Origin of the sequence: Isoptericola sp. NPDC057559, assembly GCF_042801555.1 — a bacterium.
Lineage (GTDB): Bacteria > Actinomycetota > Actinomycetes > Actinomycetales > Cellulomonadaceae > Isoptericola.
Genome location: NZ_JBHVFQ010000006.1, coordinates 106,208 through 119,753, shown reverse-complemented (window position 1 = coordinate 119,753; position 13,546 = coordinate 106,208). Strand labels below are relative to the sequence as shown.

Sequence of the window (13,546 nt, the reverse complement as noted above, 5' to 3'; positions counted from 1 at the left end):
GGCGGCGGGGGTCGGAGCACGCGGACCGCTCAGAACCCCAGGCGCTGGAGCTGCTTCGGGTCGCGCTGCCAGTCCTTCGCGACCTTCACGTGCAGGTCGAGGTACACCCGCGTGCCGAGCAGCTTCTCGATCCCCTGACGCGCGGTGGTGCCCACCTCGCGCAGTCGGGCCCCGCCCTTGCCGATGACGATCGCCTTCTGGCTGTCGCGCTCCACGAACAGGTTCACCCGCACGTCGAGCAGCGGCGGGCGCCCCTTCGCGGGGTCGCCGCTGCCCTCGCGCTCGAGGATCTCCTCGACCACGACGGCCAGGGAGTGCGGCAGCTCGTCGCGGACGCCCTCCAGGGCCGCCTCGCGCACCAGCTCCGCGACCATGACCTGCTCGGGCTCGTCGGTCAGCTCGCCGCCCGGGTAGAGCTCGGGCCCCTCGGGCAGGTGCGCGACCAGGACGTCGGTGAGCTCGTCGACCTGGTAGCCGTCGCGCGCCGAGACGGGCACGATGGCGGACCAGTCGCGGTCCACCGAGCGGGCGAGCTCGTCGACGGCGAGGAGGTGCTCCATCAGCCGGCCGCGGTCGACGAGGTCCGACTTGGTCACGACGGCGACGACGGGCACCGCGCGCCGGCCCTCCATGAGCGGCGCGAGCTGGGCCGCGATGTACCGGTCGCCCGGGCCGATCTTCTGGTCGGCGGGCAGGCAGAACGCGATGACGTCGACCTCGCCGAGCGTGTCCTGCACCAGCGCGTTGAGCCGCTCGCCCAGCAGGGTGCGCGGGCGGTGCAGCCCGGGGGTGTCCACCAGCACGAGCTGGGCGTCGTCACGGTGCACGATGCCGCGGATGGTGTGCCGCGTGGTCTGCGGCCGCGCGGACATGATCGCGACCTTCTCCCCCACCAGGGCGTTGGTGAGCGTCGACTTGCCGACGTTGGGTCGCCCGACGAGGCAGGCGAAGCCGGAGCGGTGCGGGGCGCCGCCGGGGCGCGCGGGGTCGGTGGTCATGCGTGTGCTTCCTTCTGGTCTGGCGGTGCGACTCCGTCGCCCGCTGCTGTGTCGTCGTCCGTGGGTGCCGCGCGCTGCACGAGCAGCGTGGCGAGCTGCTTGCGGCGGCCCTCGACGCGGTCGGCCACGAGGTGCAGGCCGCCGACGTCGGCCGTCGAGCCGGTGAGCGGCACCTTGCCGAGCGCCTTCGCGAGCAGGCCGCCGGCCGTGTCCACGTCGTCGTCGTCGAGCCGCAGGTCGAACAGCTCGCCGAGCTCGTCGACCGGCATCCGGGCGGACACGAGGAACGTGCCGTCCCCCAGGTCCTCCGGCTCGACGACGGGCGCGGTGTCGTGCTCGTCGGTCAGCTCGCCGACCAGCTCCTCGATGACGTCCTCGACGGTGACGAGGCCGGCGATGCCACCGTACTCGTCCACGACGAGGGCGATGTGGGAGCGGGAGGCCTGCATCTCGCGCAGCAGCTCGTCCGCGGGCTTCGACTCGGGCACGAAGACGGCGTCGCGGGCGACCGAGACCACGGGGCGGGAGCCCGCGCCGGGCTCGCCCTCCAGCACCCGCGCGACGTCCTTGAGGTAGGCGACGCCCACCAGGTCGTCCACCTCCTCGCCGACGACGGGGACGCGCGAGTACCCGGAGCGCAGGAAGAGCCGCATGGCCTTGCGCAGCGGCGTCGCCGCCGTCACCGTCACCATGTCGGTGCGCGGCACCATCACCTCGCGGGTCAGGGTGCCGCCGAGCTCGACGACCGAGCGGATGAGCTCGCGCTCGGCGTCCTCGATCGCCTCGTTGTCGCGCACGCGCTCGGCCACCTCGCGCAGCGCGTCCTCGCCCGGGTCGTGCTCGCCGTCGCGCTCGCCGGACCGGCCGGCGGCCCGCTCGCTCGTCCGGTCGGTGAGCCAGGCCGCGCCCCGGTGCACCCCGGAGAGCGGGCCCGCCAGGGCCAGGAGCACCGGCAGCGGCCGGCGCAGGCCGAGGGCGCGCGGGCTCAGGCGCACGAAGACGACGCCCGCCGCGAGGCCCACGACCGCGGCGACGAGCAGCACCTGCCACCACGTGTCGAACCAGTCCGCGATCATGAGGGTGGCCGCCGCGAGGGCGACGGTCTCGGCGAAGACGCGCACGAGGGCGAACGCCGCCACCGCCGCCGGCGGGTCCACGACCAGGCCCTGCACGGCCCGCAGCCGGGCCAGCCGGGTGCGGCGCGCGGTGGGCGTGAGCTCCTCGGACGTCTCGGCCTCGATGACCGCGTCGGCCACCGAGGTGCGCGTGATCCGCAGCACCGCCGCCTCGCCCGCCGACAGCATCCCCGCGAGGGCGAGCGCGACCAGCGCCACCAGGGCCAGCAGCAGCTCGGGTCCGTCCATCAGGCCACCGCCGCCGTCACCGGCCGGCGAGGAAGGTGAGCAGGAGGCGTCGCTGCAGCGCGAACATCTCCTTCTCCTCCTCCGGCTCGGCGTGGTCGTAGCCGAGCAGGTGCAGGATGCCGTGCGTGGTGAGGAGCAGCAGCTCCTCCGCCGTCGAGTGGCCCGCGACCTGCGCCTGCTGGGCGGCCACCTCCGGGCACAGCACGACGTCGCCGAGCGTGCCGGGCGGCGCCTCCTCGCCCTCGCGGCCCGGGCGCAGCTCGTCCATCGGGAACGACAGCACGTCCGTGGGGCCGGGCTCGTCCATCCACTGCACGTGCAGCTCCGTCATGACCGTCGTGTCGACGAACATGATGGAGAGCTCGCTGCGCGGGTGCACGTGCAGCGCGTCCAGCACGTACCGTCCCAGCGCCGCGAACTCGGCCTCGTCGACCTCGACGCCCGACTCGTTCGCCACCTCGATGCTCATGACCTGCGTGCCCCTCGTTCGTACGGGCCGCGGCCCTGTCGTCCTTGTCGCGCTTGTCGCCCCTGGTCGGGTCGCGCCGTCGCGACGTCCCACCGCGCGTACGCGTCGATGATGTCGCTGACGAGCTTGTGCCGCACGACGTCCGCCGAGGTCAGCCGGCAGAACTCAACGTCGTCGACGCCGGTGAGGATGTCCTCGACGACCCGCAGGCCCGACGTCGTGCCACCGGGCAGGTCGACCTGCGTGGCGTCCCCCGTGATGACCATCGTGGAGCCGAAGCCGAGGCGCGTGAGGAACATCTTCATCTGCTCGGCCGAGGTGTTCTGCGCCTCGTCCAGGATGATGAAGGAGTCGTTGAGCGAGCGGCCCCGCATGTAGGCCAGGGGGGCCACCTCGATCGTGCCGGCCTCGATGAGCCGCGGGATCGCGTCGGGGTCCATCATGTCGTGCAGCGCGTCGTACAGCGGCCGCAGGTACGGGTCGATCTTGTCGCTCAGGGAGCCGGGCAGGAAGCCGAGCTTCTCCCCCGCCTCGACGGCCGGCCTGGTGAGCACGATGCGGTTCACGCGCTTGGCCTGCAGCGCCTGCACGGCCTTGGCCATCGCGAGGTAGGTCTTGCCGGTGCCCGCCGGGCCGATGCCGAACGTGATGGTGTTCGCGTCGATCGCCTCGACGTAGTGCTTCTGGCCCACCGTCTTGGGGCGGATGGTGCGGCCGCGGCTCGACAGGATGTTGAAGGTGAGCACCTCGGCCGGACGCTGGGCGGAGGCCGCCGTGAGCATCTGGACCGACCGCGCCACGACCTCGGGCGTCAGCGGCGTGCCCGACTCGACCACCTCGACGAGCTCGTCGAGCAGGCGGGAGACGAGGGCGACCTCGCCGGCGGGGCCGCTCACCACGATCTCGTTGCCGCGCGCGTGCACGTCGACGCCCGGGAACCCGTCCTCGACGGCCCGCAGCACGGAGTCCCTGCTGCCGAGCAGGGCGACCATCGGCACGTGCGTGGGCACCACGATGCGGTGCTCGGTGGACCGTTCGGCGTGCGCGGCCGACGCGCCGGGGGTGCCGGAGGCGGCGTGGGGTGTCGATGTCATGGGGCCGGCTGCGCCGGGGCCCTCCTTCGCGAGACGGGTTTCGTGGGCGACACGAGTCTATCGAGCGGGCGCCCACCCCGGCACGCCGTTTCCGTCAGGCGGGGGTCCAGCCGAGCTTCGCGCCGGCCAGCACGTGGCCGTGCACGTGGAAGACGCTCTGCCCGGCGCGGGGGCCGGAGTTGAAGATGAAGCGGTACTGGCCGTCGGCGAGGTCGCCGGCCACGCGGTCGGCCAGGCCGACCACCTCGGCCAGCAGGGCCGGGTCCGCGACGGCGAGCGTCGCGACGTCGCCGTGGTGCTCCTTCGGCACCACGAGGACGTGCACCGGGGCCTTCGGGTCGATGTCGCGGAACGCGATCACGCGGTCCGAGCTGGCGACCACGTCCGCGGGCAGGTCGCCGGCGACGATCTTGCAGAACAGGCAGTCGGTGGTGGCGCTCGTCATGCCCCGGACGTTACCGCGCCGCGGTGCCTCCCCGCGCGGTCGCGCCGGCCGGGGGTGCCGCTCCGGACGCGTCGGGTCAGGACCAGCGCCCGAGGCGCTCGCACAGCAGCGCGACGGCGACGGGGCCGGCGGTGGACGTCCGCAGCACGTGCGGGCCCAGCCGCGCGGCGACGGCGCCCGCCTCCTCGAGGGCGGCGACCTCCGCGTCGGCGATGCCGCCCTCAGGACCGACGACGAGCAGCACCGCCGGGGCGCCGGCCCCGTCCGTCCCCGCCCCGGGCGTCGCGCCCGTCGACCCCGCGGGCAGCGGGACCCGTGCGAGCGGGACGGTCGCCTCCTCGTGCAGCACGACGGCGGCCCCGCCCGCCGCGACGACCTCGCGGACGCGGGCGGCGAGCTGGCGCGTGGTGACCGGCTCGGCCACGGGCGGCAGGCACGCGCGCCGCGCCTGCTTCACGGCCGAGCGCACGGTCGCGACCCACTTGGCGTGCGACTTCGCCGCCCGCTGCCCGCGCCACACGACGACGGACCGGTCGGCCTGCCACGGCACCACGGCGTCGACCCCGACCTCGACGGCGGCCTCCACGGCCAGCTCGTCCCGGTCGCCCTTGGCCAGCGCCTGCACCAGCGTGAGCACGACGGCGGGCGCGGGCTCCGCGACCACCTCGTCGACGCGCAGGCGCACCTCGCCGCCCTCGACGACGTCGACCACGCAGCGCAGCCGCGTCCCCGCGCCGTCGACGACGTCCAGCCGCTCGCCGGGGCCGCGGCGCTGCACGACGCCCGCGTGCCGCCCCTCCGCGCCGTCGAGCACGTAGACGTCGCCCGCGGACAGCGCGCCGAGCGCGCCGCCCTCGGCGAGGAAGACGGGCGCGCTCACGTCAGCGGCCGCTCAGCTTGTCGCGCAGCCGCGAGAAGACCCCCGGGTGCGCCGCGGTCAGCCGCGGCTCCGGGCGTTCCTCGCCGCGCAGCGTGGCCAGCGAGCGCAGCAGCTCCGTCTGCTCCTCGTCCAGGGCGGTGGGCACCTGGACGTCGACGTGCACGTTGAGGTCGCCGCGCCCGCCCGCGTGCAGGTGGCCGACGCCCAGGCCCTTGAGCGTCACGACCTGCCCCGGCTGGGTGCCCGGGCGCAGGTCGATCTCCTGCTCGCCGTCGAGCGTCTCCAGGTCGAGGACGGTGCCGAGCGCGGCCGCCGTCATCGGCACCTGCAGCGTGCAGTGCAGGTCGTCGCCGCGCCGCACGAACGTGTCGTGCGGCTTCTCGCGGATCTCGACGTACAGGTCGCCGGCGGGGCCGCCGCCGGGGCCGACCTCGCCCTGCGAGGTGAGCTTGATGCGCGTGCCCGTGTCGACGCCGGCCGGCACGTTGACCGTGAGGGTGCGGCGCGAGCGCACGCGCCCCTCGCCGGAGCAGTCCGCGCACGGCTCGGGGATGACGGTGCCGAACCCCTGGCAGGCGGCGCAGGGCGCCGTCGTCATGACCTGGCCGAGGAAGGAGCGCGCCACACGCTGCACGTTGCCGCGGCCCTGGCAGACCTCGCAGGTCTTGAGGTCGGTGCCGGGCCGGCAGCCGTTGCCGCCGCAGGTGCCGCACACGACGGCGGTGTCCACCTGCAGCTCGCGCTTGGCGCCGAACGCGGCCTCGGCGAGGTCGATGTCCATGCGCACGAGGGCGTCCTGGCCGCGGCGGGCGCGCGGCACGGGGCCGGCGGGCGCCCCGCCGCCGCCGAAGAACGTCTCGAAGATGTCCTGGAAGCCGAACCCGTTGCCGAAGCCGGCGCCGGCGCCGCCGGACGGCGAGCTCGGGTCCACCCCCATGTCGTACTGCTGGCGCTTGTCCGGGTTGGACAGCACCTCGTAGGCGCGGGCGACGTCCTTGAAGCGGTCCTCGCCGGCCTCGCCGGCGACGTCGGGGTGCAGCTCGCGGGCGAGCTTGCGGTACGCCTTCTTGATCTGCTCGGCCGAGGCGTCGCGGGGGACGCCCAGGATCTCGTAGTAGTCGGTCACAGGTCTCTCTTCGGTGACGTGTCGGTGACGTGCACGGTCAGGTCGTCTGGTTCGGGGGTTCCCCGGGGGCCGTCAGCTGGGCAGCACCCGGGACAGGTAGCGGGCGACGGCGCGCACCGAGGCGATCGTGCCCGGGTAGTCCATCCGGGTGGGGCCGATCGACCCCAGGATGGCCACCGTGTCGCCGTCGGTCCCGTAGCCGGAGGCGACGACGGAGGTCTCGATGAGGCCGTCGAGACGGTTCTCGTGGCCGATGCGGATCCCGACCCCGGGGCCGGGCTCCGCGGCCAGCTCGGTGAGGAGCCCGAGCAGCACCACCTGCTCCTCGAGCGCCTCGAGCACGGGGCTGAGCCCCTGCTCGAAGCGCATCTCGGCGCGGGCGAGGTTCGCGGTGCCGGCGAGGACGATGCGGTCCTCGCGCTGTGCGCCGAGGGTGTCGACCACGAGGTCGGCGATCCCGCGGGCCAGCGGGGCCAGCTCGGCGTCCAGCCCGCCCACGACGCGCGCGAACGCGTCCGGCAGGTCCACGAGCCGCTGGCCCGCGGCCGCCGCGTTGAGGCGGCCCCGCAGCTCGCCGAGCGTGCCCTCGTCGAGGGCACCCAGGTCGGGCGCCGGGCCGGCCGGCGAGTCCACCGTGACGACGGCGGGCTCCGCGCCGGGCCCCGCGCCGACGTCGAGGAAGCGCTGCTCCACGCGGCCGGTGTCCGTGATCACGACGACCAGGAGGCGCGCGCCCCCGACGGGGACGATCTCCAGGTGGCGCAGGCCGGACACCCGCAGCGACGGGTACTGGACCACGGCGACCTGCCCGGTGAGCTGGGCGATGAGCCGCCCGGCACGGCCGAGCACGTCGTCCAGGTCGATCGCCTCGGAAAGGAACGTCTCGATCGCCCGGCGCTGCGGGCTGGTCAGGGGCCGCACCTCGGCGAGGCGGTCGACGAAGAGGCGGTACCCCTTGTCGGTGGGGATGCGGCCGGCCGAGGTGTGCGGCTGGGCGATGTACCCGGCCTCCTCGAGCGCGGCCATGTCGTTGCGGATCGTGGCGGGCGAGACGCCGAGGCCGTGCCGCTCCGTGAGCATGCGCGACCCCACCGGCTCGCGCGTGTGGACGTAGTCCTCCACGATCGCGCGCAGCACGGCCAGCCGACGTTCCTCGCTCACGGTCCTCCCTCGTGTGGCGCGCACGTGCACGACGCTTAGCACTCTCGTATCCCGAGTGCCATCCTACGCGGGGTCACGACAGGTCCGCGGGAGGCCCGCCCGGCATGCCCCGGCCCCCGTCTGAGGTACCCCGGCCCCCGTCTGAGGTACCCCTCCGCCCGAAGATGCGGCACCTGACCGATCCGCCGCCGTACCTCAGGAGCCGAAGGTGGAACCACCGGCAGCCACCGGGGCTTCCGGCGAAGGAGATCCGTGATGAACGAGTTCCTGTACTACGACGAGTTCCGCCTCCGCGAGGCGGAGGCCGAGCAGACGCTGCTCCGGGACGTCGAGCGTCGGGAGGCCATGACCGGCGGCGACCGGCGGGGGCGCGTCCGTGCCGCGGCCCGTCGCCGGGCCGACCGTCGCGCCTGGGGCCTGCTGCCCGCGGGCATGAGCCGGTCCTGGACGCTGTGACCGACCCGGTGACGGCGGCCGCGGCGCCCGCCGCGGACCACGTCTCGCCGGTCGGCGCGACCCCGGCGGGCGCACCGCCGGCCTGGCACGATGACGAGGTGCCCGCCACCTCGACCGGGTCGGCCCTCGGGCCGCACCCCACCCTCCCCTCGCGACCGCCCATGATCGGTCGCGAGGCCGACCTCGCCGCCCTTCGCGACGCGTTCGCCGCAGCCCTCGGGGGCACCGGCGGCACCGTCGTGGTGGGCGGCGAGGCCGGTATCGGCAAGACCCGGCTCGTGGCCGAGTTCCTCACCGGGCTCGCCGGGCTCACCGGGCTCACCGACGCCGCGGGCGCCGGCACCCTCGTGCTGCACGGGCAGTGCGCCGACTCCGGCTCCGGCCCGCTCCCCTACGCGGCGCTCACGGGCGTCCTCGCCGACGTGCTGGACGCGCTCGGCCCCGAGGGCACCCTCGAGGCGGCCGGGCCGGCCGCCGACGCGCTCGGCACGCTCGCCCCCGGGCTGGTCGAGGTGCGGCGCGACGTCGACCACGGCCGCCTGCCCGAGGTGCTCGCCGACCTCGTCTCGGCCGTCTCCGCGACGCGGCCGGTCGTCCTCGTGCTCGAGGACCTGCACTGGTCCGACGACGTGACCCGGACCGTCGTCGCCCGGCTGGCGCGGTCCGCACCGCGGTCGACCCTCCTGGTGGTCGCCACCTACCGCAGCGACGACGTCGGGCGCCGCCACCCGCTGCGCACGACCCTGGCCGAGCTGGAGCGCTCGCGCCTGGCCGCCCGCGTCGAGCTGGCCCGCCTGGACGCCGCCGACGCCGCCCGCCTGGTCACGACCCTCGTCACCACGCGCGGCCGAGGCCGCGAGCTGCCCGGCCCGGTGCTCGGCGAGCTCGCCGAGCGCTCCGAGGGCGTGCCGTTCTACGCCGAGGAGCTCGCGGCGTTCGCGGGCGAGGCGATGCCGGTGTCCCTGCGCGACCTGCTGCTGCTGCGCTACTCGGCCCTGAGCGACGCCGCCCAGACCTTCTGTCGCACGGTGGCGGCCGCCGGCCCGCACGCCCCCCACGGCCTGCTCACCGCGATGCTCGGCGAGGACGGGCTCGAGGACGCCGAGGACGCCGCCCGCGAGGCCGTCGAGGCGCACGTGCTCGTGGCCGACGGCGACGGCTACCGGTTCCGCCACGCCCTCATGCAGGAGGCGGTCGACCACGAGCTGCTGCCCGGCGAGGCGCGCCGCCTCCATGCCGCGTGCGCCCGCGCCCTCGAGGAGACCGGCCGCACGCTCGCGGACGCCGCGGCCGCCGCCGACCACTGGTGGCGGGCCCGCGTGCCCGACCGCGCGCTGGCCGCGGCGGTCCAGGTCGTCACGTCCTCCGAGCCGGACGGCGCCACGTCGACGGCCGTCGCGGCCGGCGAGCGCGCGCTGGAGCTGTGGGACCTGGTGCCCGACGCGGACCGGGTGGCCGGGCAGCACCGCGCGTCGCTCCTGCGGCACGTCGCCGCCGCGCTGCAGGACGCCGCACAGGTGGACCGGGGGGCCGGCCTCGCCCGGGAGGCCGTCGCGGAGTGGCCCGCCGACGACCCGGCCGGGCGGGCGCAGGCCCTCTCGACGCTGGCGCACATCCTCGGCAAGGCGGGCGACCCCGCGTCCGACGGCCTCATCGACGAGGCGCTGGCCCTCCTCCCCGCGGACGACCACGCGGGACGGGCGCCGCTGCTGCGGCTCAAGGCCCGCAACGCGATGATGGACGCGCGCGACGTCGAGGCGGTCGCGGTGGCCGGCGAGGCGCTCGCCGCCGCGCGGGCGGCCGGGGACGAGAAGAACTCCTCCCTCGCCCTCAACATGCGGGCCATGAGCCGGATCAACGGCGGGGACCTCGACGGGCTCGAGGAGCTCGAGCTGTCGGGCGTGGTCGCGGGCGACGACTGGCGCGCCCAGTGCCACTACTACACGAACGCCGCGGACATCCGGCTCAAGCTCGGGCAGTACGCGGCGGCGGAGTCCCTGGCCGAGACCGGCGCACGGCTGGCGCGCACCCTCGGCGCGGGGTGGGCCACCCGCGCGATGCTCGAGGGGAACGTGGCCGAGGCCTGGATCGAGCTGGGGCGGTGGGCCGACGCCGCGGACTGGTACGAGCGGTCGGTGCCGCTGATCGACCTCAGCGACTACTCCGTCTACCTGGGTGAGCGGTGGACGTGGCTGACGATGTGGCGCGGGGACGTCGGGGCGGCCCAGTCGCGGGCCCTCGCGCACCGGGCGACCTGGCTCCGGTTCGGCCGGGTCGAGGAGCAGATCCGGGCACGCGTCGCCGGGACGCTCGCGGAGCTCGCGCTCCTGCGCGACGACCTGGACGACGCGCTCGACCTCGTGTCCATCGCGCTCGAGGAGGGCTCCCTGTCCTCCTACTACCGTCTGTCCGTGCTGGCGGTCGCCGCCCGGGTGCTCGACCGTGCGCGCGCCGCCGGCCGGCCCGTGGACGTCGCCCCGTACCGGGCCGCGCTCGCGACCTGCGCGTCGTGGCCCACCTACCCCACGTGGGCGGCGGTGTTCGCGGCGGAGCTCGGCGACGGCTCCTGGGAGGCCGTGCTCGCCGCCGACGGGCCGGCGTCCCTGCGGCCCTACGCCCTGTTCCGCGACGGCGGGTCCCTGCTCGCGACGGGCGACCGCCAGGCCGCCAGGGTGCGCCTCGAGGCCGCGGTCGAGGCGGCCGAGGCCATCGGCTGCGGGCTCGTCGCCGACCAGGCGCGGGCGCTGCTGGACGGTGCCGGCCTCGGCCGCGTCCGTGGCCGAGGCGGCCGCGCCCCGGCGGCGGAGCGGGCGCTCACGGAGCGCGAGAGCCAGGTGCTCGCGCTCGTCGCCGAGGGGCTGACGAACGGGCAGATCGCCGAGCGCCTGTTCATCAGCCGCAAGACGGCGTCGGTCCACGTGTCCGCCATCCTGCGCAAGCTCGGCGTCGCCAGCCGCACCGAGGCCGCCGTCGTCGCGCGCTCCGAGACCCCGTGACGAGCTCCCGGCGACCGCGCTGACGTCGCCCGACGCACCTGTACACATGCCCTGAGCAGTCGTGTACGGACCGCCCGGGTGCCCCCTCTCTAGCCGTGTCACCACACCCGGCTGGGAGGCCATCATGGATCCGCACGTGTACGACATGCTCTTCGAGCGCCGGCAGGAGGAGCTCGAGCGCGAGGTCGCCCTGCGCCGTCTGGCGCACGAGCTCCGCGCCTCACGGCGGGCGCTCCGGGACGATGCCGTGGCACCAGCCCCCCGCGAGCCGCGGCGTCGCGCCGCGGCCGCGTCGCTGGGCCTGCCGCGCCACGCCTGACCCGCCAGGCGCACGGTCGGCCGCACCGACCGCCCGCCGTCCTCGAACCGTCGACGAGCCACCCGCTCGCCCCGCACGCGCCGCCCGGTCCCGACCGGGCGGCGCGTGCCGCGTGTCGGGACCGTCCCGGGCCCGGGCACGACCGTAGGCTCGCGGCCGTGCACGACCGCTACGGCTCCGACATCCTGTCCTCCGCCGGCTCCCGCGCCCCCGGCGCGCCGGACGGCTCCGCCCACCACCGCCGCCGGCCCGTGTCGCGGCCCCAGCCGGCGGAGCACGGCCTCGTCGTCGAGGAGGTCACGTCCGGATGGGTGGGCGCCGTCGTGCGCGTCGAGAAGTCGGGCGGCATGCACCTGGTGGTGCTCGAGGACCGGCGGGGCCGCACCCGGTCGTTCCCCCTCGGGCCCGGGTTCTGGGTGGACGGGCAGCCCGTCGAGCTCACCGCCCCCGTCACGCGGCGTGCCCCCGGACGCCCGACGCGCACCGCGTCCGGCTCCGTCGCCGTGCACGACCAGCGCGCGCGCGTCGCACGCGGCAGCCGCATCTGGGTGGAGGGCAAGCACGACGCCGAGCTGGTCGAGAAGGTGTGGGGCGACGACCTGCGGGTCGAGGGCGTGGTCGTCGAGATGCTCGACGGCGTCGACAACCTCGCGGACGCCCTCGACGAGTTCGCCCCGACGGCCGAGCGCCGCGTCGGGGTGCTGGTCGACCACCTGGTGCCCGGGTCGAAGGAGCGCCGCCTCGCCGACGAGGCGCTGCGCGGGGTGCCGCGCGGGACCGTGCTGGTCCTGGGCCACCCGTACGTCGACGTCTGGCAGGCGGTGAAGGCCGAGCGCCTGGGTCTGGCGTCGTGGCCGAGGATCGAGCGCGGCACGGAGTGGAAGCGCGGCATCCTGCGCGAGCTGGGGTGGCCGGCGTCGTCGACGGAGGACGTGGGCCGCGCCTGGCAGCGGATCCTGGGGACGGTCCGCGACTACCGCGACCTCGACCCGGCCCTGCTGGGCCGGGTCGAGGAGCTGATCGACTTCGTCACGGCGTGAGGCTCGGCCCGCGCCGCACCGTGCCCGGGCCGCCCCGGCTCAGATGATGCCGTCCCGCTTCGCGTAGGCGTTGACCCGCTCCGACACGGAGATCACGGCCATGAAGAACTCCAGCGTGATGCGCGCGATCGCGAGGTAGACCAGCGCGATGATCCACCCGAACACCAGGTAGAGGATGCCGGCCCACACGGACGCCTGGAACGCGGCGACGATCCCGCCGAGCCAGGCGATCGCGACCAGCACCGTCACGATGATGTAGACGACCTTCACCACGCTCGGCGTGATGTAACGGCCGAAGGAGTAGTCGAACATCGCGGACAGGAAGCCGCTCCCCTGCCCGCCGCCCGGCATGTGCGGGCCCGCGGACCGGTCCGGCGGGTACTCGAACCCCCCGTACAGGCCGGGGTCGGGCATCTGTCCCTCGTACGGCTGCTGCGCCGGCGCGTAGGGCTGGTCCCCGTACGGCGGCTGCCCGCCGTGCGGCGGCGGCCCGGCCGGCGGCTGACCGTGCGCCGGGCCCGGCCGGGCGGGCGGCGGCTGCTGCGGCGGCTGGTGCGGCGGCTCCTGCGGGTCGCCGGGCTGCTGCGGCGTGTTCTCGCTCATGGTTCCTCCTGAGTCGTCCAGGTGACTCACCCGGCGGGGTCTGGCCGGCTAGGCCCACTGTGGCCCGAGCCGTGCCGCGTCGCCACCGCACGTGACCTCCACGGATGCGCGAGGATGGGGTCATGAGCCAGCCGCCGTACGGGCCCCCGCCGCAGCAGCCCCCGGCCGGTCCGCCGGGCCAGCCCCCGGCCGGTCCGCCGCCCGGGCACCCGCCCTACGGGTACGGCCCGCTGCCCCTGTCGCCGTCGGACGAGCGCACCTGGGCGATGGTCGCGCACCTGGGCCCGCCGGTCCTGTCGCTGCTGAGCTTCGGGTTCCTCGGGTTCCTCACGCCGCTGCTGGTCTGGCTGTTCCTGCGCGACCGCAGCGCCTACGTGGGCGACCAGGCCAAGGAGTCGCTGAACTTCCAGATCACGCTGCTGATCGGCTACGCGATCTCGGTGGTCCTGTTCCTCGTCTTCATCGGGTTCGTGCTCTGGATCGCGGTCTGGGTGCTGTCGATCGTCTTCGGGATCCTCGCCGCGGTCGCCGTCAACCGGCACGAGGCGTACCGCTACCCCATCAACATCCGCATGGTCTCCTGACCGGCGGACGC

The 13,546-nt window shown here is 75.4% G+C and carries 14 protein-coding genes; 5 read left to right on the top strand and 9 right to left on the bottom strand.

Features of this window, described 5'->3' with window-relative positions; all coding sequences use genetic code 11:
* Positions 1–29: 29 nt before the first annotated feature.
* The 8 genes from era to ACFU5J_RS08635 form a co-directional block, all read right to left on the bottom strand.
* Positions 30–998, bottom strand: coding sequence for a GTPase Era (gene era / locus ACFU5J_RS08670; protein ID WP_430578462.1), 969 nt, complete (start codon positions 996–998; stop codon positions 30–32).
* The gene (locus tag ACFU5J_RS08665; RefSeq protein WP_430576141.1) at positions 995–2,362 is read right to left on the bottom strand and encodes a hemolysin family protein; all 1,368 of its coding nucleotides are present in this window, start codon (positions 2,360–2,362) and stop codon (positions 995–997) included. The genes era and ACFU5J_RS08665 overlap by 4 nt, the downstream gene beginning before the upstream one ends.
* Before the next feature lie 16 nt (positions 2,363–2,378).
* A complete protein-coding gene (gene ybeY, locus ACFU5J_RS08660; protein ID WP_430576142.1) occupies positions 2,379–2,831 on the bottom strand; it encodes an rRNA maturation RNase YbeY in 453 nt (150 codons plus the stop codon).
* Positions 2,828–3,925, bottom strand: coding sequence for a PhoH family protein (locus ACFU5J_RS08655; protein WP_430576143.1), 1,098 nt, complete (start codon positions 3,923–3,925; stop codon positions 2,828–2,830). Before ACFU5J_RS08655 ends, ybeY begins: the two co-directional genes overlap by 4 nt.
* Before the next feature lie 94 nt (positions 3,926–4,019).
* Positions 4,020–4,370 carry a histidine triad nucleotide-binding protein gene (locus ACFU5J_RS08650; protein WP_430576144.1) on the bottom strand — a complete coding sequence of 117 codons (351 nt, stop codon included), beginning with the start codon at positions 4,368–4,370 and terminating at the stop codon, positions 4,020–4,022.
* Positions 4,371–4,446: 76 nt separating this feature from the next.
* Entirely contained in the window at positions 4,447–5,250 is an 804-nt protein-coding gene (locus ACFU5J_RS08645) for a 16S rRNA (uracil(1498)-N(3))-methyltransferase (RefSeq protein ID WP_430578461.1), read from the bottom strand.
* A 1-nt stretch (position 5,251) separates the two neighbouring features.
* Positions 5,252–6,376 (bottom strand): molecular chaperone DnaJ, encoded by a 1,125-nt coding sequence (gene dnaJ / locus ACFU5J_RS08640; RefSeq protein WP_430576146.1) that lies wholly within the window; start codon positions 6,374–6,376, stop codon positions 5,252–5,254.
* A gap of 72 nt (positions 6,377–6,448) precedes the next feature.
* The gene (locus tag ACFU5J_RS08635) at positions 6,449–7,537 is read right to left on the bottom strand and encodes an HrcA family transcriptional regulator (RefSeq protein WP_430576147.1); all 1,089 of its coding nucleotides are present in this window, start codon (positions 7,535–7,537) and stop codon (positions 6,449–6,451) included.
* A 255-nt stretch (positions 7,538–7,792) separates the two neighbouring features.
* On the opposite strand from ACFU5J_RS08635, the gene ACFU5J_RS08630 reads away from it, so the two are divergent.
* From ACFU5J_RS08630 to ACFU5J_RS08615, 4 genes are all read left to right on the top strand, one after another.
* Positions 7,793–7,993, top strand: coding sequence for a hypothetical protein (locus ACFU5J_RS08630; protein WP_430578460.1), 201 nt, complete (start codon positions 7,793–7,795; stop codon positions 7,991–7,993).
* Complete coding sequence (locus tag ACFU5J_RS08625) at positions 7,990–10,989, top strand: ATP-binding protein (RefSeq protein WP_430578459.1); 3,000 nt, start codon at positions 7,990–7,992, stop codon at positions 10,987–10,989. The genes ACFU5J_RS08630 and ACFU5J_RS08625 overlap by 4 nt, the downstream gene beginning before the upstream one ends.
* Before the next feature lie 124 nt (positions 10,990–11,113).
* A complete protein-coding gene (locus ACFU5J_RS08620) occupies positions 11,114–11,308 on the top strand; it encodes a hypothetical protein (RefSeq protein ID WP_430576150.1) in 195 nt (64 codons plus the stop codon).
* 158 nt (positions 11,309–11,466) lie between these two features.
* Complete coding sequence (locus ACFU5J_RS08615; protein ID WP_430576151.1) at positions 11,467–12,348, top strand: DUF3097 domain-containing protein; 882 nt, start codon at positions 11,467–11,469, stop codon at positions 12,346–12,348.
* 39 nt (positions 12,349–12,387) lie between these two features.
* Here the strand turns inward: ACFU5J_RS08615 and ACFU5J_RS08610 are convergent, their stop codons facing one another.
* Entirely contained in the window at positions 12,388–12,951 is a 564-nt protein-coding gene (locus tag ACFU5J_RS08610) for a DUF4282 domain-containing protein (RefSeq protein ID WP_430576152.1), read from the bottom strand.
* Positions 12,952–13,073: 122 nt separating this feature from the next.
* Here ACFU5J_RS08610 and ACFU5J_RS08605 point away from each other — a divergent pair, with 122 nt between their 5' ends.
* Positions 13,074–13,535, top strand: coding sequence for a DUF4870 domain-containing protein (locus ACFU5J_RS08605; protein ID WP_430576153.1), 462 nt, complete (start codon positions 13,074–13,076; stop codon positions 13,533–13,535).
* Positions 13,536–13,546: the final 11 nt, after the last annotated feature.

Coding starts and splice junctions, on each gene's coding strand:
- ACFU5J_RS08650 (WP_430576144.1), bottom strand. CDS start 4,370: ATGACGAGCGCCACCACCGACTGCCTGTTCTGCAAGATCGTCGCCGGC.
- ACFU5J_RS08610 (WP_430576152.1), bottom strand. CDS start 12,951: ATGAGCGAGAACACGCCGCAGCAGCCCGGCGACCCGCAGGAGCCGCCG.
- ACFU5J_RS08605 (WP_430576153.1), top strand. CDS start 13,074: ATGAGCCAGCCGCCGTACGGGCCCCCGCCGCAGCAGCCCCCGGCCGGT.
- ACFU5J_RS08655 (WP_430576143.1), bottom strand. CDS start 3,925: ATGACATCGACACCCCACGCCGCCTCCGGCACCCCCGGCGCGTCGGCC.
- ACFU5J_RS08620 (WP_430576150.1), top strand. CDS start 11,114: ATGGATCCGCACGTGTACGACATGCTCTTCGAGCGCCGGCAGGAGGAG.
- ybeY (WP_430576142.1), bottom strand. CDS start 2,831: ATGAGCATCGAGGTGGCGAACGAGTCGGGCGTCGAGGTCGACGAGGCC.
- ACFU5J_RS08630 (WP_430578460.1), top strand. CDS start 7,793: ATGAACGAGTTCCTGTACTACGACGAGTTCCGCCTCCGCGAGGCGGAG.
- ACFU5J_RS08665 (WP_430576141.1), bottom strand. CDS start 2,362: ATGGACGGACCCGAGCTGCTGCTGGCCCTGGTGGCGCTGGTCGCGCTC.
- era (WP_430578462.1), bottom strand. CDS start 998: ATGACCACCGACCCCGCGCGCCCCGGCGGCGCCCCGCACCGCTCCGGC.